General features: G+C 37.5%; 27 protein-coding genes and 1 other annotated feature. Of the genes, 2 read left to right on the top strand and 25 right to left on the bottom strand.

The genetic code is table 11. The features are described from left to right. Positions 1 to 636: 636 nt before the first annotated feature. Both ACFQZ1_RS19900 and ACFQZ1_RS19895 read left to right on the top strand, forming a co-directional pair. Entirely contained in the window at positions 637 to 1,311 is a 675-nt protein-coding gene (locus ACFQZ1_RS19900; protein ID WP_377883914.1) for an MOSC domain-containing protein, read from the top strand. Between the two features lie 26 nt (positions 1,312 to 1,337). Continuing rightward, positions 1,338 to 1,592: a YbeF family protein gene (locus ACFQZ1_RS19895; RefSeq protein WP_377883913.1), complete on the top strand. Its 255-nt coding sequence runs from the start codon at positions 1,338 to 1,340 to the stop codon at positions 1,590 to 1,592. A gap of 61 nt (positions 1,593 to 1,653) precedes the next feature. Here the strand turns inward: ACFQZ1_RS19895 and pyrE are convergent, their stop codons facing one another. The 25 genes from pyrE to ftsZ all read right to left on the bottom strand — a co-directional run bounded on the left by pyrE (position 1,654) and on the right by ftsZ (position 26,976). Further along, positions 1,654 to 2,286: an orotate phosphoribosyltransferase gene (gene pyrE, locus ACFQZ1_RS19890; protein ID WP_377883912.1), complete on the bottom strand. Its 633-nt coding sequence runs from the start codon at positions 2,284 to 2,286 to the stop codon at positions 1,654 to 1,656. Then, positions 2,283 to 2,999, bottom strand: coding sequence for an orotidine-5'-phosphate decarboxylase (gene pyrF / locus ACFQZ1_RS19885; protein ID WP_377883911.1), 717 nt, complete (start codon positions 2,997 to 2,999; stop codon positions 2,283 to 2,285). The genes pyrE and pyrF overlap by 4 nt, the downstream gene beginning before the upstream one ends. 2 nt (positions 3,000 to 3,001) lie before the next feature. Continuing rightward, positions 3,002 to 3,913 carry a dihydroorotate oxidase B catalytic subunit gene (gene pyrD / locus ACFQZ1_RS19880; RefSeq protein WP_377883910.1) on the bottom strand — a complete coding sequence of 304 codons (912 nt, stop codon included), beginning with the start codon at positions 3,911 to 3,913 and terminating at the stop codon, positions 3,002 to 3,004. Next, complete coding sequence (gene pyrK, locus ACFQZ1_RS19875) at positions 3,910 to 4,689, bottom strand: dihydroorotate oxidase B electron transfer subunit (protein WP_377883909.1); 780 nt, start codon at positions 4,687 to 4,689, stop codon at positions 3,910 to 3,912. The genes pyrD and pyrK overlap by 4 nt, the downstream gene beginning before the upstream one ends. Then, on the bottom strand, positions 4,686 to 7,898 hold the full coding sequence (gene carB, locus ACFQZ1_RS19870) for a carbamoyl-phosphate synthase large subunit (protein WP_377883908.1): 3,213 nt from the start codon (positions 7,896 to 7,898) through the stop codon (positions 4,686 to 4,688). The genes pyrK and carB overlap by 4 nt, the downstream gene beginning before the upstream one ends. After that, positions 7,883 to 8,980, bottom strand: coding sequence for a carbamoyl phosphate synthase small subunit (locus ACFQZ1_RS19865; protein WP_377883907.1), 1,098 nt, complete (start codon positions 8,978 to 8,980; stop codon positions 7,883 to 7,885). The genes carB and ACFQZ1_RS19865 overlap by 16 nt, the downstream gene beginning before the upstream one ends. Next, positions 8,977 to 10,263 carry a dihydroorotase gene (pyrC, locus tag ACFQZ1_RS19860; protein WP_377883906.1) on the bottom strand — a complete coding sequence of 429 codons (1,287 nt, stop codon included), beginning with the start codon at positions 10,261 to 10,263 and terminating at the stop codon, positions 8,977 to 8,979. The genes ACFQZ1_RS19865 and pyrC overlap by 4 nt, the downstream gene beginning before the upstream one ends. Beyond that, positions 10,247 to 11,161 (bottom strand): aspartate carbamoyltransferase, encoded by a 915-nt coding sequence (gene pyrB, locus ACFQZ1_RS19855; protein ID WP_377883905.1) that lies wholly within the window; start codon positions 11,159 to 11,161, stop codon positions 10,247 to 10,249. The genes pyrC and pyrB overlap by 17 nt, the downstream gene beginning before the upstream one ends. A 148-nt stretch (positions 11,162 to 11,309) precedes the next feature. After that, positions 11,310 to 12,617, bottom strand: coding sequence for a uracil permease (gene uraA, locus ACFQZ1_RS19850; protein WP_377883904.1), 1,308 nt, complete (start codon positions 12,615 to 12,617; stop codon positions 11,310 to 11,312). Between the two features lie 148 nt (positions 12,618 to 12,765). Then, positions 12,766 to 13,308, bottom strand: a complete 543-nt coding sequence (gene pyrR, locus ACFQZ1_RS19845) for a bifunctional pyrimidine operon transcriptional regulator/uracil phosphoribosyltransferase (RefSeq protein WP_377883903.1) — start codon at positions 13,306 to 13,308, stop codon at positions 12,766 to 12,768. A gap of 199 nt (positions 13,309 to 13,507) precedes the next feature. Then, a complete protein-coding gene (locus ACFQZ1_RS19840) occupies positions 13,508 to 14,416 on the bottom strand; it encodes an RluA family pseudouridine synthase (protein WP_377883902.1) in 909 nt (302 codons plus the stop codon). Positions 14,417 to 14,419: 3 nt separating this feature from the next. Beyond that, on the bottom strand, positions 14,420 to 14,878 hold the full coding sequence (gene lspA / locus ACFQZ1_RS19835; RefSeq protein ID WP_377883901.1) for a signal peptidase II: 459 nt from the start codon (positions 14,876 to 14,878) through the stop codon (positions 14,420 to 14,422). Positions 14,879 to 14,999: 121 nt separating this feature from the next. Further along, complete coding sequence (locus ACFQZ1_RS19830) at positions 15,000 to 15,332, bottom strand: TraR/DksA C4-type zinc finger protein (protein WP_377883900.1); 333 nt, start codon at positions 15,330 to 15,332, stop codon at positions 15,000 to 15,002. Positions 15,333 to 15,461: 129 nt separating this feature from the next. Next, entirely contained in the window at positions 15,462 to 18,227 is a 2,766-nt protein-coding gene (gene ileS, locus ACFQZ1_RS19825) for an isoleucine--tRNA ligase (RefSeq protein ID WP_377883899.1), read from the bottom strand. Between the two features lie 79 nt (positions 18,228 to 18,306). After that, positions 18,307 to 18,526, bottom strand: a binding site (T-box leader). A gap of 51 nt (positions 18,527 to 18,577) precedes the next feature. Beyond that, positions 18,578 to 19,084, bottom strand: a complete 507-nt coding sequence (divIVA, locus tag ACFQZ1_RS19820) for a septum site-determining protein DivIVA (protein WP_098305536.1) — start codon at positions 19,082 to 19,084, stop codon at positions 18,578 to 18,580. Positions 19,085 to 19,176: 92 nt separating this feature from the next. Then, positions 19,177 to 19,950, bottom strand: coding sequence for a YlmH family RNA-binding protein (locus tag ACFQZ1_RS19815; RefSeq protein WP_377883898.1), 774 nt, complete (start codon positions 19,948 to 19,950; stop codon positions 19,177 to 19,179). A gap of 12 nt (positions 19,951 to 19,962) precedes the next feature. Further along, positions 19,963 to 20,229: a YggT family protein gene (locus ACFQZ1_RS19810; protein WP_336483181.1), complete on the bottom strand. Its 267-nt coding sequence runs from the start codon at positions 20,227 to 20,229 to the stop codon at positions 19,963 to 19,965. 6 nt (positions 20,230 to 20,235) lie between these two features. Continuing rightward, positions 20,236 to 20,697, bottom strand: a complete 462-nt coding sequence (locus ACFQZ1_RS19805) for a cell division protein SepF (RefSeq protein ID WP_377883897.1) — start codon at positions 20,695 to 20,697, stop codon at positions 20,236 to 20,238. Positions 20,698 to 20,716: 19 nt separating this feature from the next. After that, positions 20,717 to 21,391: a YggS family pyridoxal phosphate-dependent enzyme gene (locus ACFQZ1_RS19800; RefSeq protein ID WP_377883896.1), complete on the bottom strand. Its 675-nt coding sequence runs from the start codon at positions 21,389 to 21,391 to the stop codon at positions 20,717 to 20,719. Between the two features lie 5 nt (positions 21,392 to 21,396). Next, complete coding sequence (gene pgeF, locus ACFQZ1_RS19795; RefSeq protein WP_377883895.1) at positions 21,397 to 22,206, bottom strand: peptidoglycan editing factor PgeF; 810 nt, start codon at positions 22,204 to 22,206, stop codon at positions 21,397 to 21,399. 116 nt (positions 22,207 to 22,322) lie between these two features. Further along, the gene (locus ACFQZ1_RS19790) at positions 22,323 to 22,601 is read right to left on the bottom strand and encodes a YlmC/YmxH family sporulation protein (RefSeq protein WP_377883894.1); all 279 of its coding nucleotides are present in this window, start codon (positions 22,599 to 22,601) and stop codon (positions 22,323 to 22,325) included. A 191-nt stretch (positions 22,602 to 22,792) separates the two neighbouring features. Further along, positions 22,793 to 23,572: an RNA polymerase sporulation sigma factor SigG gene (sigG, locus tag ACFQZ1_RS19785; protein ID WP_090914402.1), complete on the bottom strand. Its 780-nt coding sequence runs from the start codon at positions 23,570 to 23,572 to the stop codon at positions 22,793 to 22,795. Between the two features lie 195 nt (positions 23,573 to 23,767). Continuing rightward, the gene (gene sigE / locus ACFQZ1_RS19780) at positions 23,768 to 24,487 is read right to left on the bottom strand and encodes an RNA polymerase sporulation sigma factor SigE (RefSeq protein ID WP_098305552.1); all 720 of its coding nucleotides are present in this window, start codon (positions 24,485 to 24,487) and stop codon (positions 23,768 to 23,770) included. Between the two features lie 19 nt (positions 24,488 to 24,506). After that, positions 24,507 to 25,424, bottom strand: coding sequence for a sigma-E processing peptidase SpoIIGA (spoIIGA, locus tag ACFQZ1_RS19775; RefSeq protein WP_377883893.1), 918 nt, complete (start codon positions 25,422 to 25,424; stop codon positions 24,507 to 24,509). A 403-nt stretch (positions 25,425 to 25,827) separates the two neighbouring features. Continuing rightward, positions 25,828 to 26,976 (bottom strand): cell division protein FtsZ, encoded by a 1,149-nt coding sequence (gene ftsZ, locus ACFQZ1_RS19770; RefSeq protein WP_377883892.1) that lies wholly within the window; start codon positions 26,974 to 26,976, stop codon positions 25,828 to 25,830. Positions 26,977 to 26,978: the final 2 nt, after the last annotated feature.

Below are 26,978 nucleotides of genomic sequence, written 5' to 3'. Positions count from 1 at the left end.
TATAACGGCTCTTCACCGTCTTCCCCTTACAATTCGCTCGAAGAAGATGCTCCTGGATTGTAATTCATGCTGTTCTTTGTACTGACTTACACCAACCGTCAGCTCTCTTTAACAGGGAGAACATACACTACTTTATTCCATTCATCGCTTATCTTATTTACTTATACATTATCCTATAATAAATATAACAAAAAATCAATATTTTTTATTCCTGTAATTTTCTGTTAACAATATCCATATCCTTTACGAAACATCATCTTAACCATGACAAAAATACAGGATATGACTTCAAAGCTTATTCTACATACTGTTTTAATCTCCTTTTTTCTTCAATCATTTCCTATTTTTCCACTAGTTCATATAAGCAAATACTAATCTATTCAGTACAGCTCTCGGGCATGATACTACGACAATAACTGCTCTCAAATCAATCTCAGCAATTTAAATTAACGGTGATACATTCATACCATGGGCACTTATTCCACCTGTAGCCGTTTGTATAGTTAATCCTTCCAAATTTCCAATATTGTTGTAATTGTACTCACCGTTACAACAATATAAACAATATTTCCTCTATAATATCCCATCACGTATATGGTAATATAAACCATATATAAAAAGAAAGGGGCGATACTTATGCCAAACATCATTTCCCTCAACATCGGAAAACCTCAAAAATTTCGGTTTCAAGGAAAAGAAATTGAAACCAGCCTCTTTAAAGAAAGTATTAACAAACCTTTATATTTAGCAACACTCAACTTTGAAGGTGACGGTCAAGCTGATTTAAAACACCATGGTGGTAAAGATAAAGCTGTTTGTGTATATGCATTTGAACATTATCCATATTGGGAAAAAGAGTTAGCACAAAAACTTCCATACGGAGCATTTGGAGAAAATTTAACAATAACGGGATTATTAGAATCTGATGTATGTATTGGCGATATATATAAAATAGGAGGAGCACTCGTACAAGTAACACAGCCGAGACAACCTTGCTATAAGCTATCTTACCGCTATCATAGAAAAGACTTCCCACTTCTCGTACAAAATACAGGATTTACTGGTTTTTACGTAAGAGTACTAGAAGAAGGAACTGTTTCCCCTTCTGATGAAATTATATTAACAAAACAAAATGAACATCACATCACAATCGCCTTCGCAAATGAAATGATGCACCACAATAAACATAATATAGACGGAATACAAAGCATATTAGCAGTTGATTCTTTATCAGAAAGCTGGCGAAATACATTTACAAAGCGATTAAGTGGAAAAGAAACGAGTGCAGAAAAACGTTTAACAGGAAAATAATAAATTTTTAGAAAAGAGGACAACGCATGAGTGAATTTATATTCGTATTATTTGTTTGTCCATTACTTGTCTTTATTTTTTCTGTTATTGGTACACGGATTACAAAGACGTATTATATAATGCCTGTTATTACGTTTGCGATTTTTCTTATTGTAGCGGTAACATTGTTTAATCGATCATTTTTCTTTTGGGTAGGGATGTATAGTATTTTTTCGTTTCTTGTTTCTTATATGACGCTATTATTTGTAAAAGGAAACAAGGAAGTAGATAAAAAGCAATAACCGTATAATTGCATAAAAAAACACGACCGAGTTTCCCCCCCACGGTCGTGTTTTCATTATATTATGCTGTAATCCAAGCCTCATCAGCTGGGTTTTTACGCCATTCTTGTAATTTCTTCGTTTCTGCTTCGCCGATTATACCTTTTTCAGCTGCTACTTCTGTAAGTGCACTGTAGTCGCTTAAAGAGTATGATGCAACGTTTGCTGCTGCTAATTTTTCTTTTCCTGCTTCAAGCTCATATGTGAAGATCGATACGATTCCTAATACTTCACAGCCCGCTTCGCGAAGTGCCTCTACACAAGTAATTGCACTGCCTCCAGTTGAAATTAAATCTTCTACTACAACAACTTTTTGACCTTTTTCTGCTTTACCTTCGATTTGATTCCCTTTACCATGACCTTTTGCTTTACTGCGTACATAACACATTGGTAAGTTCATACGATCGCTTACCCAAGCAGCATGTGCAATACCTGCTGTTGCTGTTCCTGCAATAACATCAACAGTTGGGAAGTGTGTTTGAATTAAATTTTCTAATCCTGCTGCAATCGCTTGACGTACTTCTGGGTATGATAATGTTAAACGATTATCACAATAAATTGGTGATTTCATCCCAGAAGACCATGTAAATGGATCATTTGGTTGTAAAAATACTGCTCCGATATCTAATAAATGAGATGCGATTTCTTTTTTCATACTGTTACACCCTCCCACTGTTCTTTTACAATTTGATACGCTACGCGCGGATTTTCTGCTTTTGTAATACTACGTCCTACTACGATATAACTAGAGCCTAGTTCACGTGCACGTTTAGGCGTTGCTACGCGCACTTGGTCATTTACATCATCACTTGCAAGACGAATCCCCGGTGTTACTGTTACGAAAGCATCTCCGCATACTTCACGTAATTTTGGTACTTCAAGCGTTGAACAAACAACGCCATCCAGACCGCTTTCTTTCGTTAATTTCGCATAATGAGCAACAGCTTCTTCTAGCGTTTTCTCAATGCCGATCTCTTTTTTCATTACTTCTTCCGATGTACTTGTTAGTTGTGTAACTGCAATACAAATCGGTCTCTCTTTTCCTTCTTTCTTACCTTCCTCTAATCCCTCGAGCGCCGCTTTCATCATACTGCTTCCCCCAGCAGCATGAACGTTTACCATATCAACTTCTAAACTAGCTAAATTGCGCATTGCGCTTTTTACTGTGTTCGGAATATCATGAAGTTTTAAATCTAGAAAAATTTGATGTCCTTTTTCTTTTAAGTACGTAATAATAGCAGGTCCCTCTTTGTAAAACAGTTCCATACCAACTTTGACAAATAATTGTTCCCCTTCAAAGTGACTTAAAAACTGTTCTACCTCTGCTTTACCTGGAAAATCCAGCGCAACAATTAAAGACTGTGACATGTTTACTTCCAGCTCCTTCCTTGACATTCCGAAATGTGTTCAAATCCTAATTCATCTAAAAGTGCTGGTAATTCTTCAATAATTGTTGGACATACAAACGGATCAATGAAGTTTGCTGTACCAACTGCTACTGCACTTGCACCAGCGTAGAAGAACTCAATTACATCTTCCGCTGATTCAATACCACCCATTCCGATAATTGGAATGTTAACAGCTTGACTCACCTCGTGCACCATACGAATCGCCACTGGCTTAATCGCTGGGCCTGATAGTCCACCTGTACGGTTTGCTAAAATTGGTTTTGCTGTTTTTAAATCTAGACGCATACCAAGCAATGTATTAATCATCGTTAATCCGTCCGCACCTGCATTTTCGATTGCCTTTGCAATCTCCACAATGTTTGCCACGTTCGGTGACAATTTCACATATACCGGTACTTCAGAAACCTCTTTTACTCGCTTCGTTAAATCAGCAGCAATCTCTGGGACTGTACCAAAAGCAATACCACCCGTTTTTACGTTTGGACAAGAAATATTTAATTCTAGCGCATGAACATTTGGAGCTTTCGAAATTTCCTTTGCAACTGCTACATAATCCTCAGCTTGTGAGCCAGCGACATTCGCAATTATCGGAAGATCGAATTGCTCTAACCATGGTAATTCAGACGTCATTACCTTTTCTAGCCCAGGGTTTTGAAGTCCAATTGCATTTAGCATTCCGCCTGGCGTCTCAGCCACACGAGGTGTTGGATTTCCATAACGAGGTTGTTCTGTTGTTGCTTTAATCATGATTGATCCAAGTACACTTAAATCATAAAACTGTGCATACTCACGACCAAATCCGAAGCAACCAGATGCTGGAATGATTGGATTTTTTAATGATAATCCCGGTAATTCAACTTGCAATCTGTTCATAGTACAACCTCCCCGATTGGAAATACTGGTCCGTCGCTGCACACCTTCTTGTAAGAATGCCCACTTGGATCTTCTTGTAAGTGACATACACATGCGAAACACGCTCCAATACCACATCCCATACGTTCTTCAAGTGAAATGTAGGCTTTTTTCTCCTTGTAGCGACCTTCTAATGCACGTAGCATCGCAAGAGGTCCGCATGAATAAAGAATGTCAAAGTCAATTCCATATGCGTCAATCACATCTGTTACAAATCCTTTTGTACCATGTGTGCCATCTACTGTTGCAACGTACGTATCACCAAGTTCCGCAAATTTTTCTTCGTAGAAAACAACATCTTTTGACTGAAAACCTAAGATGTGGATCACACGAACTCCTTGTGCGGTAAGACGCTGTGATAATTCATACAGCGGAGGTACACCGATTCCGCCCCCTACTAAAAGAGCCGTTTGTCCTGCTTCCGCTTCTTCTACAGGAAATCCATGACCTAATGGTCCTAAAACGTCTACAAGTTCACCTTGTTTTTTCTTTGCTAATGTTTTTGTTCCTTGTCCCTCTGCACGATATAGCATTGTAAATTCGTTCTTTTCTTGATCAATATTACAAATACTAATTGGGCGGCGTAGCAGAGGCGCAATGCCTTCTGCTACTTTAATGTGTACAAACTGCCCTGGTTCATTCATTTGCTGTACAAGATCACCTTGAAGCACTAATTCGTAAATGTTTTTTGCGATTTCTGTTTGATTAACGACGATCATATTTTGCTTTTGCATCATGCATGTACCACCTCTTGCTTTGGCGCAATTTCTTTCATTGCGTGAGCTGAGAATGTCATGGATTCTAATACTCTTAGAATCGCTCTTGTTGTATCAAGTGATGTTAAGCACGCTACACCATTCTCTACGGACTCACGGCGAATGCGGAAACCATCACGCGCTGGCTGTTTTCCTTTTGTTAATGTATTGATAACAAACTGCGCTTTTCCTTGGCGAATGATATCAAGTAAGTTGTAATCCTCAGAATCAATTTTGTTTACAACTTGAACTGGAACACCTTGGTCTGTTAATGACTTCGCAGTTCCTGCTGTCGCTAATAAGTTATAGCCAATTTCATGGAAGCGTTTTGCAATTTCCATCGCTTCTTCTTTATCTTTATCCGCCACAGTAATGATTACTGATCCGTGCGTTGGAATATTAATTCCTGAAGCAACTAGTCCTTTATATAGTGCTTTTTCAAGCGTTAAGTCTTTACCCATTACTTCCCCTGTTGATTTCATTTCAGGCCCTAATGTTGTATCAACTGAACGTAGTTTCGCAAATGAGAATACTGGAGCTTTTACATACACTTCATTCTCTTCTGGGCGATATCCAGTTTCATATCCTTGTTCTACAAGATTTTGACCTAAAATAACTTTTGTTGCGATATTCGCCATCGGTACACCTGTAATTTTACTTAAGAATGGTACTGTACGACTCGCACGTGGGTTTACTTCAATTACATACACTTCGTCTTTGAATACTACAAACTGGATATTTAGTAATCCAACAATGTTTAATCCTCTTCCAAGTGCAATTGTATTTTCGATAATTTGTTCTTTCAATTTTGCAGATAAGCTTTGCGGTGGGTATACTCCAATTGAGTCACCAGAGTGCACTCCAGCGCGTTCAATATGTTCCATAATACCTGGAATGAATACATTTTCACCGTCTGAAATTGCATCTACTTCAATTTCTTTACCAACCATGTAACGGTCAATTAATACTGGATGATCTGCATGAACTTTTACTGCATTTTTCATGTAGTGCAGTAGTTCTTCTTGACGATATACAATTTCCATTGCACGTCCGCCAAGTACGTAAGATGGTCTTACTAATACTGGGTAACCAATTTCTTCAGCGATTGCTACCGCTTGTTCTACAGTCGTTGCTGTTTTACCAACTGGTTGCGGGATACCAAGCTGCGTTAATGCTGCTTCAAATTTATCACGATCTTCTGCACGGTCTAAATCTTCAAGCGATGTTCCTAAAATTTTCACACCGTGTTCTTCTAATTTAGCAGCTAAGTTAATTGCCGTTTGGCCACCGAACTGAACGATAACACCTTCTGGCTTCTCTAAATCGATGATATGCATTACATCTTCAATTGTTAATGGTTCAAAGTATAATTTGTCAGAAATACTGAAGTCTGTTGAAACTGTTTCTGGGTTATTGTTAATAATAATTGCTTCATATCCAGCTTCTTTAATTGCCCATACAGAGTGAACTGTTGCATAGTCAAACTCAACCCCTTGACCAATACGGATTGGACCAGATCCTAGTACGACTACACTCTTGCGATCTGTCACAATTGATTCGTTCTCGTCACCGTATGTGCTGTAGTAGTATGGTGTTGCAGATTCGAACTCTGCCGCACAAGTATCTACCATTTTAAATACTGGTGTCATATTATTTTCTTTACGCATATCGTAAATTTCACGCTCTGTTTTATTCCAAGCAGCTGCAATGTAGTGATCACTGAAGCCCATTTTTTTCGCAGATTGTAATACTTCCATATTTCCTACATTCGCTTTTACTTCGCGTTCCATGTTTACGATGTTTTCAACTTTTTGTAAGAAGAAGAAGTCCATTTCACACCATGCGTTGATTTCTTCTTTTGTTACACCTTGACGGATTGCTTCTGCTACAACGAACAGGCGCTCATCATCCGCTTTAATAATGCGTTTTTTCATCGTTTCTTTATCAAGTTCTTTTAAGTGGTCTAACTCTAAGTGATAAATACCAAGCTCTAGAGAACGAACCGCTTTTAATAATGATTCCTCTAAGTTACGTCCGATTGACATAACTTCACCTGTTGCTTTCATCTGCGTACCAAGCGTTCTGTTTGCTGATTCAAACTTATCAAATGGCCAGCGTGGAATTTTTGAAACAACATAGTCTAATGCCGGCTCGAAGCAAGCGTATGTTTTTTGTGTTACTGGGTTTACAATTTCATCTAATGTTAAGCCGACTGCAATTTTCGCTGCTAACTTCGCAATTGGATATCCAGTTGCTTTAGATGCTAGTGCAGATGAACGACTTACACGTGGGTTTACTTCGATTACATAGTATTGGAAGCTATGTGGATCAAGTGCAAGCTGAACGTTACATCCACCTTCAATTCCTAACGCACGAATAATTCTTAATGAAGTGTTACGTAACATTTGATATTCACGGTCACTTAATGTTTGGCTTGGCGCTATAACGATAGAATCACCTGTATGAACCCCAACTGGATCGATATTTTCCATGTTACATACTACGATTGCGTTATCATTTGAATCACGCATTACTTCATATTCAATTTCCTTACAACCAGCAATACTCTTTTCTAATAAACATTGTGTTACTGGGCTATGTTTTAAACCACTTGTTACGATTTCAATTAACTCTTCTTCGTTATGGCAAATACCGCCGCCCGTTCCTCCTAATGTGAATGCTGGACGAACGATTACTGGATAACCGATTTCTTTTACAAACTCATATGCTTCATCAAGGTTATGAATAATTTCACTTGGTGGTGTTGGTTCATTTAAATCTTGCATTAATGTACGGAATAAATCACGATCTTCCGCTTGCTCGATTGCTGATAATTTTGTTCCTAAAATTTCAACTCCGCACTCTTCAAGTACGCCTGATTTTGCAAGTTCAACCGCCATATTTAAACCTGTTTGGCCACCTAAAGTTGGTAAGATTGCATCTGGACGTTCTTTACGAATAATACGGCTTACGAATTCTAATGTTAATGGCTCAATGTATACTTTATCTGCTGTTGCAGTATCCGTCATAATTGTTGCTGGGTTAGAGTTAACAAGGATTACTTTGTAACCTTCCTCTTTAAGAGATTGACAAGCTTGTGTACCAGAGTAATCAAACTCCGCTGCTTGCCCAATTACAATTGGTCCTGATCCGATTACTAAAATTGTGTTAATGTCTAGGCGTTTTGGCATAACTCTTCCCCTTCTTTCTTGAAGTTTTCAATCATTGTTAAGAAATCTTCGAATAAATCATTTGCATCTTCTGGCCCTGCTGAAGCTTCTGGATGATATTGTACTGTAAATGCTGGGAACTTCGTATGACGAAGACCTTCTACTGTTCCATCATTTAAAGCTACATGTGTAATTTCAAGATCTGTACTTTTAACTGATTCTTCTTCTACTGCGTAACCATGGTTTTGAGAAGTAATAGCTACTTTTCCAGTTGCAAGATTCTTTACTGGATGATTTAAACCACGGTGACCGAATTTTAACTTGCTTGTATTTGCGCCAGATGCTAGAGCGAACAATTGATGTCCAAGGCAAATCCCGAATAATGGTACTTTTCCGATAATGTCTTTTAGCATTTCAATTGCTTCTGGTACATCTTTTGGATCCCCAGGTCCATTACTTAACATAATTCCATCTGGGCTAAGGCGTAAAATCTCTTCAGCCGTTGTATTGTAAGGTACAACAATTACATCACAGTCACGTTTATTTAGTTCTCGTAAAATACCATGCTTCATACCGAAGTCTACAAGTACAACGCGATGGCCACGGCCTGGACTTGGATATGGATCTTTTGTTGATACGTGTTTCACATGATCTGTAAAGACTGTCGCTTTTAATTGGCTAACGATGTACTCTACATCCGCATCCATGTTGCAAAGACGTCCGCGTAATGTTCCATATTGACGAATTTTTCGTGTTAATTTTCTTGTATCAATTCCTGCTAATCCTGGAATGTTTCTTTCTTTTAAATAATCATCTAACGAAATTTCATTACGGAAGTTAGATGGGTGATCACAAATTTCGTTTACGATTAAACCATTTACAGATGGATGAATTGATTCGAAATCATCACGGTTAATGCCGTAGTTTCCGATTAATGGGTACGTAAATGTTACAATTTGACCGCAGTATGATGGATCAGATAATGTTTCTTGATACCCAGTCATTCCAGTTGTAAATACAACCTCACCTGACTTTTCGATTTCTCCTCCGAAACCTTCTCCAATTAAAATTGTTCCATCTTCTAAGATAAGCTGTCTTTTCATACTAATGCACTCTCCTTTTGCCATGCGATCTTACCGCCAACTAATGTCATAACCGGCCATCCTTGACACTTCCAGCCTGCAAATGGCGTATTTTTTCCTTTTGATAAGAATGTTGTTGGGTCAATCTCTTCTTCTTGTTCTAAATCGATAATTGTAATATCAGCAGCTCTTCCTTCTTGCAGTCGGCCTGCTTCTAAATCAAATGTATCAGCTGGTTTTTCTGTTAAGAATTGAATTAACTGTTCTAATGTGATAATCCCCTTTTTCACAAGGTTTGTATATAGTAGTGGGAATGCTGTTTCAAAACCAGTAATTCCAAATGGAGCTCTTTCGATACCTTGTGCTTTTTCTTCTGCTGTATGTGGTGCATGATCTGTTGCGATGATATCGATTGTTCCATCTAATAATCCTTCAATTAAAGCCTCTTGATCTTCTTTTCCGCGAAGCGGTGGATTCATTTTAAAGTTTGGATCAACCGATGGGATATTATCTTCACATAATACTAAGTGATGCGGCGTTACCTCTGCTGTTACTTTAATTCCAGCACGTTTTGCATCACGAATCACTCGTACAGATCCTTTAGTACTTACGTGACATACGTGATAGTGGCATCCTGCTGCTTCTGCAAGTAATATGTCCCGGGCAATATGCACAGATTCACATACTGATGGGATACCGTTTAAGCCATGTTTCTTAGAAAACTTCCCTTCATGTACACACCCTTTATTGATTAGCGTATTTTCTTCGCAGTGTGCAACAACCGCCATATTTAATTTTGCTGCACGCTTCATCGCTGCTAGCATCATGCTTGCATCCTGTACGCCTACGCCATCATCAGTAAATGCGAATGCTCCAAGTTCTTTTAATGTTTCAAAGTCTGTCATTTCAGAACCTGCTTGGCGTACTGTAATCGCTCCATATGGCAATACATTTACATGTGCTTTTTCTTTAATTCGTTTTTGCAAGTCTTCCATATGTTCTCTGCTGTCTGGTACTGGACGTGTATTTGGCATTGCGCAAATTGTTGTAAATCCACCTTTTGCTGCTGCAAGTGTACCTGTTTCAATTGTTTCTTTATGTTCACCACCTGGCTCACGAAGATGAACGTGTACATCTACTAATCCAGGTGCAATTAATTTTCCGTTTACATCGATTACTTCAGCATTATCTGTCGTAATATTTTCTGCTACTTTCGCAATTTTACCGTCTTGTACGAGAAGATCTGTTGCTACGATTTTTCCTTCTTCATTCAAATAACGTCCATTTTTAAACAAATAGTTCATGTTTCATTCCTCCTAATACATTTGGTAATGCGCGTTTTAGTACAGCCATTCTTACGTAAACTCCGTTTTCCATCTGTTTGAATATGCGTGAACGCTCACACTCGACGAGTTCACTTGCAATTTCTACATCGCGGTTTACAGGAGCTGGATGCATAATAATGCTTCCTTGTTTCATACGCTTTTCTCGTTCAATTGTTAATCCGTGCTGCTCATGATATTCTTTCATGATATCTGTTTCATAATGATCATGACGCTCATGCTGCACACGAAGTAACATCATCACATCAACTTCTGGAACAAGTTCATCTAAACTTCTGTATGTTCCAAATGTGTTCGTTTCATCTTTCCACTCTTCAGGGCTAGCAAAGTAAATTGTTGCTCCTAGTTTTGCTAAAGCTTCAGCGTTAGAACGTGCTACTCGGCTATGGCGAATATCTCCAACAATCGCAATCTTTAATCCTTCAAATCTTCCAAACTCTTGTTTAATTGTTAGAAGATCCAGAAGACATTGCGTTGGATGATTTCCACATCCATCACCAGCATTCAAGATTGGGATGTTTACTTGATCCTTTAGCTCATCGAAGTAGCGATCTTGTTGATGGCGGATGACCACTGCTTTTGTTCCAATTGATTCGAGTGTTCTTATCGTATCGTATAGTGTTTCTCCTTTTTGTACGCTAGAAGACTCTGCCGAAAAGTTCAGAACATCGAGCCCTAATCGCTTCTCTGCTACTTCAAAGCTAAAACGTGTTCTCGTACTGTTTTCAAAGAATAAGTTTGCAACAAACGTTTGCTCTGTCGTTTTTATTCCCTTTCCGCTCGCAAAATCTTCTGCATCTTTTAGGATTTCTGAAATCTCCTGCTCCGATAATTCACTCATCGTTAACAAATGGTTCATTGTCATCCCTCATCTTTCTGATTTTTATCATAACATTTCTGTATTTATATAACAATAACTGCATAAAAATACCCTAGCCGTGTGAGACTAGGGTGTAACAAACTACACACCCTTTTCCGTCTCACAGGACTGAATTAAAAGGTTGTCTTTATGAAGCAATTTGCTTTGATTGTTTTTGTTGTTTTTGTTGTTTTTGTTGTTTTTGTTTCAGTTCAGGTAGTACTAAGTTTAAGATTACCCCTACAATTGCTGCAAGAGCCATACCTTCTACTTGGAATGATTGACCGATATGAAGCACAGCACCGCCGATGCCAATTACAAGTATGACTGATGCTATTACTAAGTTTCGTTTATCACCTAAATCTGTTTTCTCATCTACCATCATGCGTAAACCGCTTGATGCGATAACACCGAATAGTAAGATTGAAACTCCGCCCATAACTGGTGTTGGGATGGAATGAATAAGAGCTGAAATTTTACCAATAAATCCGAACATGATTGCAAATATTGCTGATCCAACGAATAAATATACACTGTATGCTCTTGTAATTGCAAGCACCCCTATATTTTCACCGTATGTCGTATTTGGCGGTCCTCCAATGAGTGAAGCAATGAATGTTGCAACTCCATCTCCCATAATAGAGCGGTGTAAGCCTGGCTTTTTAATTAAGTCTTTATTCACAACATTTCCAAGTACAATTTGATGTCCAATATGTTCTGAAACTGTAACGATTGCAACAGGTACCATTACTAATGCTATTTCCCACGAAAATTCTGGTGTATATGTGACGAACGGTACTACTAAATCCGGTACAGCAAACCATTTCGCTTCTATTACTGGTTTCAAATCGACTAATCCTTGGAAGTAAGCAAAGATGTAACCGCCTATGATTCCTATTAAAATTGGTATGATGCTCAAGAATCCTCTTCCAAAGATTGTGCAAATAATTGTAATTGCTAATGTTACGAGTGCAACTGAAAAGTGTGTAAAACTATACTTTCCATCTGCGTTATTCATTGCCATGCCTACTGCTACATTCGCAAGTGAAAGCCCAATTACCATAACGACTGGACCTACGACGATTGGTGGTAAAAGTTTCATAATCCAATTAGATCCAGATTTTTTAATCGCAAGTGCAATCAACATGTAAACAAGTCCTGCTAGCATTCCACCCAGCATTGCTGCTCCTGGGCCGCCTGCTGTTTTTACTGTAATAATCGGCGTAATAAATGCAAATGATGACCCAAGGTAAGCTGGAACTTGCCCTTTCGTGATTAACAGGAATGCTAACGTTCCTATTCCGCTCGAAATTAAAGCAACTGCTGGGCTTAGTCCAGTTAAAAATGGAACAAGCACCGTTGCTCCGAACATAGCAAATAAATGTTGTATACTTAGCAATAACCATTTTCCTGGTTTCGGTACTTCATGAATGTCTAACACTGGCTTTTGTTCCATTATTATATCCTCCTCCAATGTTGAAAGCTTGCAATAAAAAAACTCTTTGTGCCCTATGCACAAAGAGTCCTATACTTTCATATGTCAAATTAGACATATGAAAGCCAAGACCCTTTGGCAGCCTCACAGGACTACATTTAAAAGGGCTTTATTTTTCGTATATGCTTACTCGATCTTGTTCATCTGTTTCTTGAAGGTCTACTTCAATACGTTCTTCGCTTGATGTTGGAATATTTTTTCCTACATAATCCGCGCGAATCGGTAATTCACGATGACCTCTATCTACAAGAACAGCTAGCTGAATTTGTGATGGTCTACCGATATCCATTAATGCATCCATGGCAGCTCTCACTGTTCTTCCTGTATATAATACGTCATCAACGAGGATAACTTTTTTATTTGTAATGTCAACAGGAATATCTGAACCTTTTACAAGCGGTTCTTTATCTTTAGATTGCAGCGTCAAATCATCACGATATAATGTAATGTCTAATTCACCAACTGCCATTTCTTTTCCTTCAATTTGACTAATTCGTTCTGCTAAGCGCTGTGCGATAAAAATACCACGCGTTTTAATCCCAACTAGAACACAATTTTCAACACCCTTATTACGTTCTACAATTTCGTGACTAATGCGTGTTAAAGCGCGGCGAATCATTTGATCATCTAGGACCACTGCTTTTTCATTCACGTTCTTCACCTCCAGGCTTTTTTCTTGCATGAGAGGAATGGTAAAAAAAAATCCTCTCGTCGTGTGCGAGAGGATTTTTTGAAAAAGGGTATACGTACCCTACGTATTTCAAACCGTTACCTTCTCAACCTCACGGGGCTGTGTTAAAGGACTTATTCAACTGCTGTTATTATTGCAGTTTTTATAACGATTGTCAATATTATTTTCGCAATTCATCCAAAAGATCTGCAAAAATTTGTGGAATTGGTGCTTCAAATTCTAAATATTCACCTGTGCGCGGGTGAACGAAACCTAAAATACCTGCATGTAATGCTTGACCATTTATATCAAATGTTTTCTTTGGACCATATTTCGGGTCACCTGCAAGTGGGTACCCAATATATTTCATATGTACACGAATTTGATGCGTACGACCTGTTTCCAGTTGACATTCCACATGAGTGAAATTATTAAAACGTTCTAATACACGGAAATGAGTTACAGCATGTTTTCCACTTTCCTCAACAGTCATACTTTGACGGTCTTGTTTATCACGTCCAATTGGCGCATCAACCGTTCCTTTATCATGCGGAATAACACCATGAACAATCGCTTGATAGCGTCTTGTTACTGTTTTTGCCACAAGCTGATTTACAAGTGCTTCATGTGCCATATCATTTTTTGCCACCATCAATAATCCAGACGTATCTTTATCAATGCGGTGCACAATTCCTGGGCGCATTACACCATTAATACCCGATAAATCTTTACAGTGATACATTAAACCGTTTACTAGCGTACTACTCGTATGCCCTGGCGCAGGGTGTACAACCATGCCACGCGGTTTGTTTACGACAAGTACGTCACTATCCTCATAATAAATATCTAAATTCATATCTTCTGGAAGAATATCTAATGATTCTGGTTCTGGAATGGTAACTATAATTTCATCATTTGTTTTTACTTTATAGTTCCCTTTGATGTCCTTTCCGTTTACGGTTACAACACCATCTTTAATCCATTGTTGCACTTGTGAACGAGACCATTCATTATTCACCCCTGCAACAAATTTATCAATCCGTTCATTTTTTTGCTCTTCTGTAACTGTTACTTGTACTACTTCGCTCATTATTTACTCCTTTGTTTTCTTTCCTTCTAGTAATGTTTGAATAATAATTAACGTAACACCAACACATAATGCCGAATCTGCAACGTTAAATACCGGGAAGTTGTATGAGAAAATATACGTATGAATAAAATCAACAACTTCTTGTCGGAATACACGATCAATAAAATTACCAATTGCTCCGCCTAGAATAAGTCCAAGCGAAATACCGAGAAGCTTGTCTGTCTTTGCATATTTTTTCATATAAAATATAATAAAAATAACAAAGATGACGGTGATAACATAGAAGAACCACATTCTATTTTCTAAAATGCCCCATGCAGCGCCACGGTTACGGTGAGACGTTATATACAGCACATTATCAATAATCGGAATACTCTCACCTAGATTCATTTCCTTCACGATAATCCATTTTGATACTTGATCAATGGCAATTACAAATAATGCTATCAAATAATATATCATTTTCGTTTCCCCCACAATGACAGTGTACCTCAAAATTTTAGCATAGCTGCTATGTTTTCACAATGAAGCATCGTAAGGAAGCATAAAATAAAATGAATTAGGTAATATAATATTGTTGTCTTTAAATTGTTTTTACTTTCTCATAAAAACATTCATGAACTGTACGTGCTGTTGGCATACCTTTTAATTGTCTAAGCGTCATTCTTTGCCCTGTTTCTTCACAAATTCCATACATGCCTATTTCCATTTTCCAAAGTGCTCGCTCCACATCTTTTAAATCTTCTCTCATATCATGCAATAATAATTTATTTTTCCCATCAGTATTAGCTATACCTAGAAATTCCTGTCCAAATTCTACATCATACGCATACATCTCTTCTTTTGCTAATCGCTCCTGTAGTTCTCGTTGCATCAATTGTAGCTCTTCTTGAATCTCCATGTATGTGTCAGTCACAAGTGTGTCCCTCCCGGCTGGAATGTACCGTTAGTTTATCCGAAAAGCACACGATTACCGCACACACATTTTTCCTTCCAAGGAAGAAAAAATCGACTGCATATAAGGCAGTCGATTTTCCTCATTTCTTTATTTTACATAATGTTCTTTTACAACTTCTCCGCAGCGTTCACATAATGTTGGATGTTCTGCATTACTTCCTACTGTTTCAGACACAACCCAGCAACGTTCGCACGTTTCACCAGTTGCTTGTGCTACAACGACAGCTGTATGTTCATATTTCGGTGCATCAACTGGCGCTTCTTCCATCGTTCCACCAAGTTTATACTCAGAAACAATAAACAACTGTTTTAAATCTTCACTAATAGACTCTAACATTTGTTTCATTTCTGCAGTTGGGAATAGGGTAATGCTCGCATTTAACGATTTACCAATTACTTTCTCATTACGCGCCACTTCTAACGCTTTTAATACATCATCGCGAAGTGTCATAAATGCATCCCATTTTACTTTTAACTCTTCAGCACCTTCTACTTCTACAGCTTCCGGCATATCAGTTAACTGAACGCTTTCTTCTACTACACCAGGAACATATGGCCATACTTCATCCGCTGTATGAGGTAAAATTGGCGTTACAAGTTTTGTTAACGCAACAAGAACATCATACAATACCGTTTGAATTGCACGGCGATCGTGATTATTTTCTGCTTCGATATATAAAATATCTTTTGCAAAATCTAAATAGAATGAACTTAAATCAATTGTACAGAAGTTATGAATTGCATGATATACAGCAGCAAATTCATACGTTTCATAAGCCTCTTTTACTTTTGTAATTAAGTCATTTAATTTCACTAACATGTAGCGGTCTACTTCACGAAGTTCAGCTTTTGCTACTGCATCTTGACTTGGATTAAAGTCAGCTAAGTTTCCTAATAAGAAACGGAATGTATTACGGATTTTACGATATACTTCTGCTACTTGTTTTAAAATATCATCTGAAATACGTACATCAGATTGATAATCAACAGAAGATACCCACAGACGTAAAATATCTCCACCTAATTGATCCATGATTTTCTTCGGTACAACAATATTCCCGATAGATTTACTCATTTTACGACCTTCACCGTCTAGTACGAACCCATGACTTAAAACACCTTTATATGGTGCTTTACCTGTTACTGCAACTGCTGTTGATAACGAAGAGTTAAACCAGCCACGATATTGATCAGATCCCTCTAAGTACAAATCAGCTGGACGTTGTAAGTCCTCGCGCTCTTCTAGGACAGCTTGATGAGAAGAACCTGAATCAAACCATACGTCCATAATGTCTGTTTCTTTACGGAACTCACCATTTGGACTAGATGGATGTGTAAATCCTTCTGGTAATAAATCTTTCGCTTCACGTTCAAACCATACGTTAGAACCGTTCTCACGGAATAGATCTGCTACGTGATTGATTGTTTCATCTGTAATAATTGGATCGCCATTCTCTGCATAGAAGACAGGAATTGGTACACCCCACGCACGTTGACGAGAAATACACCAGTCACCACGGTCACGAACCATATTATGAAGACGTGTTTCACCCCATGCTGGTACCCATTTCGTTTCTTCAACAGCTTGTAATAACTCCTTGCGGAATGCTTCAATAGATGCAAACCACTGTGCAGTTGCACGGAAAATAATTGGTTGTTTCGTTCTCCAGTCATGCGGATAAGAATGCGTAATAAATGTTAATTTTAATAACGCACCAACCTCTTCTAATTTTTCTGTAATTGGTTTATTTGCCTTATCATAAAATAGTCCTTCAAATCCAGGTGCTTCACTTGTTAGTACACCTTTATCATCAACTGGGCAAAGAACTTCTAAGCCATATTGTTTCCCAACAAGGAAGTCATCTTCCCCGTGCCCTGGTGCTGTATGTACACAACCTGTACCAGCATCTGTTGTAACATGTTCACCAAGCATAACTAAAGAATCACGGTCATAGAATGGATGCTTAGCCACTGTATACTCAAGCTCGCTACCTTTTACTGTTTTAACAACTTCTGTGTTTTCCCACTCTAATGTTTTTGAAACTGTTTCGAGTAGCTCAGAAGCAATGATATATTTTGCATCATCTACTTTTACGATGCTGTATTCAAGTTCTGGATGAACAGAAATACCTAAGTTAGCTGGCAATGTCCAAGGTGTTGTTGTCCAAATAATGAACTTCTCGTCACCTTCTAAAACATTTTTTCCATCTTTTACAGGGAATGCTACGTAAATAGATGCAGATTTTTTATCTTTATATTCAATTTCCGCTTCTGCTAATGCAGATTCACTTGTCGGAGACCAGTAAACAGGTTTTTGACCTTTATAAATGTAGCCCTTTTTCGCCATTTCACCAAATACTTTAATTTGTTGTGCTTCGTACGCTGGCTTTAATGTAATGTATGGGTTATCCCAATCACCTCGTACACCTAAACGTTTAAATTGTTCACGCTGACGGCTTACTTGCTCGTATGCGTATTCTTCACAAAGTTTACGGAACTCAGCAACTGTCATTTCTTTACGCTTAACGCCTTTATTTGTTAAAGCTTGCTCGATTGGTAATCCATGCGTATCCCAACCTGGTACATATGGTGCTGAAAAACCATTCATTGATTTATAGCGTACAATAAAATCTTTTAACACTTTATTTAACGCGTGTCCCATATGAATGTCACCATTCGCATATGGAGGTCCATCATGTAGTACGAATAGCGGACGTCCCTTTGTACGTTCTTGTACTTTTTCATAAATATTCATTTCCGCCCATTTTTCTTGCATTACAGGCTCACGTTTCGGTAAATTTCCACGCATTGGAAATTCAGTTTTTGGCATTAATAATGTATCTTTGTAATCCATGCTTAATTCCTCCTTAAATATACAAAAAAAGACATTTTTTCTAAATAAACGGAATAAAAAAGAGACCTTCTCATCCCAAAAAAGGGACGAGAAGGTCTCCCGCGGTACCACCCTAGTAGACTACTACATATAGCAATCCTCTTTATATTCTTAACGCGAATACACGCCTCTGCTTACTTTGTTGTTCAGCGAGGAACTCCAGGGTGATATTCCCATTCTCTCCTTATCCTGAGCTTCCACCGTCCTCAGTTCGCTATATAAGGTATGAAAAAAGTACTTATCCCTATCTTCGTTTTTCTAAAAATTTATGTTGTATAGAATTATATGTAATAATAAGAAAAACGTCAAGCTTACACTGTTTCTTCTTTCTTAAGAAGCTCATCTACTTCTTCTTCTAACTCGATTAGCTTGTCCCAATCATCATTGTTTAGCATTTCAAGCTGTGCTTCTATTAGCATACGGAAACGTGTACGGAACACTTTCGCTTGCTTTTTCAATTCTTCAATATCAAATGCCACTTTTCTTGATTTTACTAACGCTTCGTTAATAATACGGTCCGCATTTTTCTCTGCTTCACGAACAATTAACTTCGCTTCTTTTTGTGCATTACGCTTAACTTCTTCTGCTGCTTCTTGCGCTACAACAATAGATTTATTTAATGTATCTTCAATATTAGAGAAATGTTCTAATTTCCCTTCTAGTTGTGCGACTTTTTCTTCTAACGCCTTTTTTTCACGAATCACTAATTCATAATCTTTGATGACTTGATCAAGAAATTCATTTACTTGATCCTCATCGTAGCCGCGAAAGCCACGACTAAATTCTTTATTATGAATATCTAACGGTGTTAACGGCACAAACGCCACCTCCAAGTAGGTTATCTAAAATTTCCTTTTTAATTATATCTTTTCTTCGACAAAATGGGAGATTTTCCTTCTAAAAAAAGAAATCATTTTAAGATTCCATACAAAATTCTCCATTTATCGCGTTTTGTTTTTCCATCAACAGTGAGTAATTTACTCCTGCCATAACCTCTAACAGAAAATACATCTCCCGGAAAGCAGTCATAAGCAGATTGCTCAACTACTTTCCAATTCACTTTCACAAGACCATTTTTGATAAACGGCTGTGTTTTCTGACGAGATATATGAAACATTTCTGCTATTAGTACATCTAATCGAAGCGACGAAACAGTTCCCGATTTCTCGTCCCACTGTTCTTGTATATGTAATACGTTTTCAGATAACACAGGTGCTAAAGACACTTTTGTTCTTCCAATTGATTGTAAATTCATTTTTATATACGAAACAACTTCTTTTGCAACTACAATTTGGGCACGATTTTCTTGGAGCCAAATATCTCCGCATTTATGTCTCTTTAATCCAAGAGACATAAATGCCCCCAATATTTGACGATGTTCCAGCGTGTAAAATTTAGAAGGATAGTCAATTTCTAATACTTCTACTTGAAACTCTTCTTCATTCGGCATAAGATAATTTGGATAAATTAACGCTCGTTTTCTTTCTGCATTAGGAGTAGCTCCATAAAGTTGAAACATAGCATCTCCTTGATGTCCAACAATCATAGAAACAATCTGTTGTTCACGCGGGTCAAGAAAATCAGTCAGTTTCACTTGATGATATTCTTCTGCCGCTTGCTTCCATTCTAACACTTTATCAACGAAAACCGTTTCTTCAGGTCTAAAATGTTCATAGATGCTCATGTATACATCCTCTTACCTCACAAAAAATTCAAATACACGGATCAATCCTGAACTAGCTAAGCGTAGTACAATGATTGCTACGATTGGAGAAATATCAATTACTCCAATCGGTGGGATAAACCTCCGGAATGGTTCTAAATATGGCTCACAAATACGGGCAAGGAAATCACCAAACGTCGACTCTCTTGCTCCCGGAACCCAAGATAGTAGGATATAGATAATAAGCGCCCAGGAATAAATTTGTATTACATAGAGCAATATTTGTAAAATCATTGTCATGGCGTATTACCACCTCTTTATATTTGTATCTTCCTCTTCACCGAACAATTCAGAAATTGCTCCAACAATGTCTACATTATCAGGTGTACATATAAATGTTTTTGGACCTAATTTTTGAATGTCCCCGCCTATTGCATATACAGTTCCGCTTAGAAAATCAACGATACGTAATGCTTGATCTGTAGACATGCGCTGTAAATTAATCACAACCGCACGGCGACCTTTTAAATGATCAGCAATACCCTGTGCCTCTGAATACGTACGTGGCTCTAATAAAACAACTTTTGAAGGGTGTTTTGCTGTTTCAATACTTACTACGTTTTGTTTCGGTTGTACTTTTGCAAGCGGAATATCCTGTTCCGGTTCCTGCTGTTTTTTCATTTCTTTTTGCTCCTTTTCATAAGCATAGTGTGCTTCTCGCTCTTCTGGTGTGTCAAAAAAGAAGTACTTTACTTTTGACCAACTCATAATAAGATTCTCCTTCCTTCTATTCTTTTCCTACTAAAATCGTCCCCAAACGAATAAATGTAGCGCCTTCTTCAATTGCAATTGTATAATCATTTGACATTCCCATTGATAACTCCGTACATGGAGCATACGATAGCTTTAAATCTTGTACTTGCTTTTGCAGTTTACGCAACATTTGAAAACAACTACGAATTTGCATTTCATCATCCGTGTAAGGTGCCATTGTCATAAGTCCAACAACCTCAATCTTATCCAACTGTTGTAAATTGTGAATAAACTCAATTGTTTCATCTATAGCTATTCCTTGTTTGGACTCTTCCTCTGAAGTTTTCACTTGTACAAAGCAGCGAATTGGTTTAGTTGCTCGTTTTTGAATTTCTTTTGCAAGTGAAAGACGATCAAGTGAGTGTAAATAATCAATTTCATTTACAATCTCTTTTACTTTTCTAGACTGCAATGAACCGATAAAATGCCACGTCGCTTTGCTTCCAAAGTACTCATATTTCTGCAAAAAGCCTTCATTACGATTTTCACCAAGATGTATAAGCCCGGCTTGTAACACCTCATTTGTTTTTTCAATACCTACTGTTTTTGTAACAGCAACAAGTGTAACTTCATCTAAAGATCTATTCACTCGTTGACATGCTTTTTCAACTTCTTGTTGAACGTATATTAAATTTTCTTGTACTGTCACTACTTTCACTCCTCCTTAAAGCCGATAAAACTAAGCATTCTTCCCGTCTTTCCATGATCACGACGATGCGAGAAAAATAATTGCGTTTCACAGCTTGTACAAAGAGATGACATGATAATATGCTCTTCTTTAATCCCAGCTTGTAAACAAAGCAAACGATTTATTTCTTTTAAATCAATTGCATATTGTCCATCAGAAATCATTTCATATGGAACGGAACCATGAACCACTTGTTTAGCTGCAGATAACACACGTTCATCCACAACGTAACAACACGCACCAATAGACGGACCGATGGCAACATGTATATCATCAAGTGATACACCTTCTTCTTTCCACTTTCTAATCATTTCACTTGCAATTCCTTTTACGGTTCCTTTCCAACCAGCATGTGCAAGTCCAATCATTTTATAAGATGGGGAATAGAAGTATAATGGAACACAATCCGCATAACAAGATGTTAATAACACGTCAGTATCTGTCGTATATATGCCATCTGTATTCGGGATACCATCTTTATAGGAAAAGACCCCTTTTCCCTTCTCTTGCTTTCCTACTTTTGCAACATGATAGTCATGAACCTGTTCCGAACAAATCCAATTTTCTAATGAAACATGTAATTTTTCTGCTAAAAGACGCCGATTTTCATGAACATCTTCCACGTTGTCATGGACGTGTAGCCCCAAATTCATTGTATGAAACGATCCGGTACTCACTCCGCCTTCTTTTGTCGTAAATCCAGCTATGATGGGCCCCAGTTGTTCCCATGCTTGTAAATGTAACATATCGTCCTTATATGTAAATGGTTCTCTCATAAAAAGGCTCCTTATAATAAAATAACATAAAAAGTATGGTACTTCCTGTCTATTTTACCATACTTTTATTTTTCCATAATGACAACATAAAAAAAAAGAGGAATTTGTAACATTCTTTAAGAAATTGTCGGTGTTTGTATTGTTTCTGTAATTGTATTCGCATGATCTGCTCGAACTAAGATAACATCTTCTCCTATTTTCACAATTTGTTTCCAAGGAATTACAAACTCTTCTTCTTTCCCAAATAAACCTAGCATTTTTCCTTGTTTTGTAATAATAACTGCTTGAATTCTTCCCGTCTTCATATCAATATCGATATCTCCAATATTTCCAAGTCTCTTCCCATCTGACACATTGACAACATCTTTCATTTGAAATTCTGAAATACGTATCATTGCCATCCTCTCCTTTGTTCCATACTTAACTGACAATCATAATTCCACCTCAAAGCATAAACAAAGTGACACTACATTACCCTTCACGTACAAAATCCTTTCTATATGGCCATTATATGAACACATCACCCTCCCTATGAGCAGAATCTCCCCTCAAAACTATAAAAGGTCTCATCATAAATGATGAGACCTTAGCCTTGAATTGTTTTATTCATTTGTTTAATTGCTGATTTTTCAAGACGTGACACTTGCGCTTGAGAAATCCCAATTTCCTCCGCCACTTCCATTTGTGTTTTCCCTTGAAAGAAGCGCTTGCGAATAATCATCTTTTCTCGCTCATTTAATCGCTTCATTCCCTCTTTTAATGCTAATTCTTCGACCCATTGCTCGTCCCTTTGTTTATCATCACTTAGCTGATCCATCACAAAAATTGGATCCCCACCATCATTGTATATCGGCTCAAACAATGAAACTGGATCTTGAATCGCATCAAGTGCAAACACAATTTCTTCGTGCGTCACATCAAGTACCTTTGCTATATCCATCGCTGTTGGTTCTTTTGAATTTTCAGCAATAAGCTTTTCTCGTACTTGCAATGCTTTATACGCAATATCACGTAATGAACGCGAAACGCGTATTGGGTTATTATCACGCAAATATCTTCGAATTTCTCCAATAATCATCGGTACAGCATACGTTGAGAATTTAACATTTTGGCTTAGGTCAAAGTTATCAATGGATTTCATAAGTCCAATGCAGCCAACTTGAAATAAATCATCAACAAACTCCCCTCTGTTGTTAAATCTTTGGATGACGCTCAGTACAAGACGTAAGTTTCCGTTTACTAGTTTCTCCCTTGCACTTATATCGCCGCTTTGCATTTCTCGAAATAGCCGTCGCATTTCTTCATTTTTTAGTACTGGAAGTTTAGATGTATCAACACCGCAAATTTCTACTTTGTTTCTCGTCAAAGTGTTCCCTCCTATCGGGAGTTGCTGTACAGTGTAAAGTATCTCCTTTGGAGGGAATTTTATGCATATACTCATTTATCACATATTACTAAATGCAACGTTCTCTTTTTTTAAATGAAACTTAAATTACTTGCAAAAAAGCAATCGACTAAGAGCCTCAAGTGAAAAAGAGTGTTCGCTAAAGAATGATTAACTTCATACCATTTTGTTAAATTCTTTACGAAGTCTTTTAATAATTCGTTTTTCTAAACGCGAAATATAAGACTGTGAAATACCAAGCATATCTGCAACATCCTTTTGCGTTTTTTCTTCTCCCCCATCTAATCCAAAACGAAGTTCCATAATTTGCTTCTCTCGATCATTTAATTGATGCAATGCTTTCATCAATAAATGGCGGTCAACAGTTGCTTCCAAATCTTTTGTAATAATATCTTCATCTGTCCCAAGAACATCTGATAGTAATAGTTCATTTCCATCCCAATCGATATTAAGAGGCTCATCAAAGGATACTTCTGAACGATTTTTATTATTTCGTCGCAAATGCATTAAAATTTCATTTTCAATACACCTTGAAGCATATGTTGCAAGTTTAATTTTCTTTTCTGGGTTAAATGTATTAACCGCTTTAATTAAACCAATGGTTCCAATACTAATCAGGTCCTCAATATTGATTCCTGTATTTTCAAATTTCCTAGCAATGTATACAACAAGACGTAAATTACGTTCAATTAAAAGCGATCGTGCCGTTTCATCTCCCTTTGGCAGTTTTTGCAGCAATATCTCTTCTTCTTCTTTCGTTAATGGAGGCGGTAAAGCTTCACTTCCACCAATATAATAAATTTCATCGGTCTTAATTCCAAGTTTTAGTAATAATTTATACCAAAGATAAGTTAAACGAAATTTTAATTTCAACATAGAATTCCTCCCTTTTGTATTAAGCAATTGTCACTTCTTGAGACAATAGCATTTTTGGATGTAAAATACATTGATACTCACCATTTAGTGATAGTTGCTGTGTATTCAAACCAATTAATACTTTATTTACGGTAACTGTAGTGCCTTCATGATAAACTCGTACAATGTCAGGTTTAATTGCCCACAAAAATTGTTGATTAACACCTACAGCACGATAAGGAATTAACCTCAAACGCGTTGCCCACTGTGACTCTTCATCTGGTATATATGGAATTGCTGTTTTCATTTGAACTTGCTCTATTAACCACTTTGGAAGCACATGTTCTAAAGAAGAAATAGGTATAATCATAACTGGTGTTTTTGTAAGTGGGTCATACAATTGATTTCCACTATCAATCAATCCATCTAGTTGAATATCATTTATATCAATTTTGATATCTACTTTCACAATTTGCTCATAATGGATTTTTGTCACTTCTACATCTGCAATTCTCTTTTTAGAAAAATAGTACATAATCGGAAAACCAATCATAACAAACACCCAACTTACAGGATCACCATATGAAATGGATTTTGTAGAAACAAGTCCATTGACCATGTCATTTGTTTGAAGAAAAAAGTGCGCTCCAACAAGGCCGCCTCCTACCATGAATGTTACAAAATAAAACGTTAAAACGGTCTGTAAAAATGTACGAAAACGAATAAAACCAAATGCAGTATAAACAATGAGGAATGAATATAATAATTTCATCACAGGATGTGTCATCACATATGCTAACGGTGTGAATGCAAAAATAACAATTGTTGAACCGATACATGCGCCAAGTGCAAGTCTCCACCTTTTTACTTTTCGCTTTAAAACAATTGCCGTTAATAAAAGTAAAAGGAAATCAATGCAGACGTTTAATAACCAAATAATATCGGCGTAAACAACCAAACGGTTCACCTCTTTTTTATAAAGTTTAGACTAGTATAATGCATATCCTATGGAAAAGTGTGTCAATTCACGGAAGGGATTTCTTGTTATTTTGAAGCTTTCAGGCATAATTTGTCACGTTTAAAAAATACAAAATAGTCCTCCTAGCTAGAATAAAGTGAACCTTCCATCAGTGCGGTTTTCACTGGTGGTTAGTTGAACCAATCAGGCTTTTACGGGCAGCTTTCCCCCACCTGTCTTCTTCGCTTTCCTCTGCATCTTGAGATGGGGGGCTTACTGCCCGCGAATAGCGAGATAGAGAGAACATATAGAAATAAAAAAAGAAGGCCTAAAAAGGCCTTCTTTTTTTATTTAAAATCAAGATATTTAACTGACTATTAATCGCAGTAACATTTCAATTCAATTATCGTCTGCGACGGTTACGTAAAAATGCTGGAATGTCAATGTCATCTACATCTGCACTACGCTCATTTAAAACCGGCTCTTCACGCTTCACTTCACGCTTTATTTCACGTTGTTTAACTGGTTGTACTGGCTGCTGCACATTTTTTGTAGTCGCTGTAGGACGAATAATCGGCTTTGGTGGTTGCATTGAAATGCTATCATCAAAACCTGTTGCAATCACTGTTACAACGATTTCATCTTTTAAACTCTCATTAATTACAGAACCAAAGATCATATTTACTTCTTGGTCTGAAGCTGAAGCTACAATATCTGCTGCTTCTTGTACTTCATATAAACTTAAGTTTGTGCCACCTGTAATGTTCATAATAACACCTTGTGCACCATCAATAGATGTTTCTAGCAATGGACTAGAAATTGCACGTTTTGCAGCTTCCGCAGCGCGGTTTTCACCAGTTCCCACACCAATACCCATTAATGCAGAACCTTTGTTAGACATAATTGTTTTTACATCTGCAAAGTCTAAGTTAATTAAACCTGGTGTAGCAATTAAATCAGAAATACCTTGAACACCTTGACGTAATACGTTATCCGCTTCACGGAATGCTTCAAGCATCGGTGTATTTTTATCAACGATTTCTAACAAACGGTCATTTGGAATTACGATTAATGTATCTACATTTTCTTTAAACGCTGCGATACCAGATGCAGCTTGCGTTGCACGCTTACGGCCTTCAAATGTAAATGGACGTGTTACAACACCAACTGTTAGTGCTCCTAACTCCTTTGCAACTTGTGCGATAACTGGAGCTGCACCAGTCCCAGTTCCTCCGCCCATACCAGCTGTTACGAAAACCATATCCGCTCCGCGAAGTGCTTCTTGGATTTGTTCTTTACTTTCTTCAGCAGCTTTTTTCCCTACCTCAGGGTTCGCACCAGCACCAAGCCCGCGCGTTAATTTGCCGCCAATTTGCATTCTTGTTTCAGCTTTTGATAAATTTAAAGCTTGTGCATCTGTGTTTACTGCAATAAAGTCTACACCTTGTACACCATGCTCAATCATACGATTGACAGCATTGTTTCCGCCGCCGCCAACACCGATAACTTTTATATTTGCCATTTGATCTTGAGTAGTATCAAACTCTAACATGT

The sequence above is a fragment of the Bacillus sp. CGMCC 1.60114 genome (assembly GCF_042676365.1).
Classification (GTDB): Bacteria; Bacillota; Bacilli; order Bacillales; family Bacillaceae_G; genus Bacillus_A; species Bacillus_A rhizoplanae_A.
This window is presented reverse-complemented; position numbering and strand designations above follow the sequence as displayed.

Excerpts from the sequence above, each read along its gene's own strand:
- pyrB (WP_377883905.1), bottom strand. The coding sequence starts at position 11,161 with ATGAACCATTTGTTAACGATGAGTGAATTATCGGAGCAGGAGATTTCA.
- ACFQZ1_RS19790 (WP_377883894.1), bottom strand. The coding sequence starts at position 22,601 with ATGATACGTATTTCAGAATTTCAAATGAAAGATGTTGTCAATGTGTCA.
- ACFQZ1_RS19865 (WP_377883907.1), bottom strand. The coding sequence starts at position 8,980 with ATGAAAAGACAGCTTATCTTAGAAGATGGAACAATTTTAATTGGAGAA.
- pyrD (WP_377883910.1), bottom strand. The coding sequence starts at position 3,913 with ATGAACAGATTGCAAGTTGAATTACCGGGATTATCATTAAAAAATCCA.
- lspA (WP_377883901.1), bottom strand. The coding sequence starts at position 14,878 with ATGATATATTATTTGATAGCATTATTTGTAATTGCCATTGATCAAGTA.
- pyrE (WP_377883912.1), bottom strand. The coding sequence starts at position 2,286 with ATGAAAAAAGAAATCGCATCTCATTTATTAGATATCGGAGCAGTATTT.
- ACFQZ1_RS19805 (WP_377883897.1), bottom strand. The coding sequence starts at position 20,697 with ATGAGTTGGTCAAAAGTAAAGTACTTCTTTTTTGACACACCAGAAGAG.
- carB (WP_377883908.1), bottom strand. The coding sequence starts at position 7,898 with ATGCCAAAACGCCTAGACATTAACACAATTTTAGTAATCGGATCAGGA.
- ftsZ (WP_377883892.1), bottom strand. The coding sequence starts at position 26,976 with ATGTTAGAGTTTGATACTACTCAAGATCAAATGGCAAATATAAAAGTT.
- ACFQZ1_RS19840 (WP_377883902.1), bottom strand. The coding sequence starts at position 14,416 with ATGAGCGAAGTAGTACAAGTAACAGTTACAGAAGAGCAAAAAAATGAA.
- sigE (WP_098305552.1), bottom strand. The coding sequence starts at position 24,487 with ATGTTGAAATTAAAATTTCGTTTAACTTATCTTTGGTATAAATTATTA.
- ACFQZ1_RS19900 (WP_377883914.1), top strand. The coding sequence starts at position 637 with ATGCCAAACATCATTTCCCTCAACATCGGAAAACCTCAAAAATTTCGG.
- pgeF (WP_377883895.1), bottom strand. The coding sequence starts at position 22,206 with ATGAGAGAACCATTTACATATAAGGACGATATGTTACATTTACAAGCA.
- pyrF (WP_377883911.1), bottom strand. The coding sequence starts at position 2,999 with ATGTCACAGTCTTTAATTGTTGCGCTGGATTTTCCAGGTAAAGCAGAG.
- uraA (WP_377883904.1), bottom strand. The coding sequence starts at position 12,617 with ATGGAACAAAAGCCAGTGTTAGACATTCATGAAGTACCGAAACCAGGA.
- pyrC (WP_377883906.1), bottom strand. The coding sequence starts at position 10,263 with ATGAACTATTTGTTTAAAAATGGACGTTATTTGAATGAAGAAGGAAAA.
- ileS (WP_377883899.1), bottom strand. The coding sequence starts at position 18,227 with ATGGATTACAAAGATACATTATTAATGCCAAAAACTGAATTTCCAATG.
- ACFQZ1_RS19815 (WP_377883898.1), bottom strand. The coding sequence starts at position 19,950 with ATGAGCATCTATGAACATTTTAGACCTGAAGAAACGGTTTTCGTTGAT.
- ACFQZ1_RS19810 (WP_336483181.1), bottom strand. The coding sequence starts at position 20,229 with ATGACAATGATTTTACAAATATTGCTCTATGTAATACAAATTTATTCC.
- pyrK (WP_377883909.1), bottom strand. The coding sequence starts at position 4,689 with ATGATGCAAAAGCAAAATATGATCGTCGTTAATCAAACAGAAATCGCA.
- ACFQZ1_RS19895 (WP_377883913.1), top strand. The coding sequence starts at position 1,338 with ATGAGTGAATTTATATTCGTATTATTTGTTTGTCCATTACTTGTCTTT.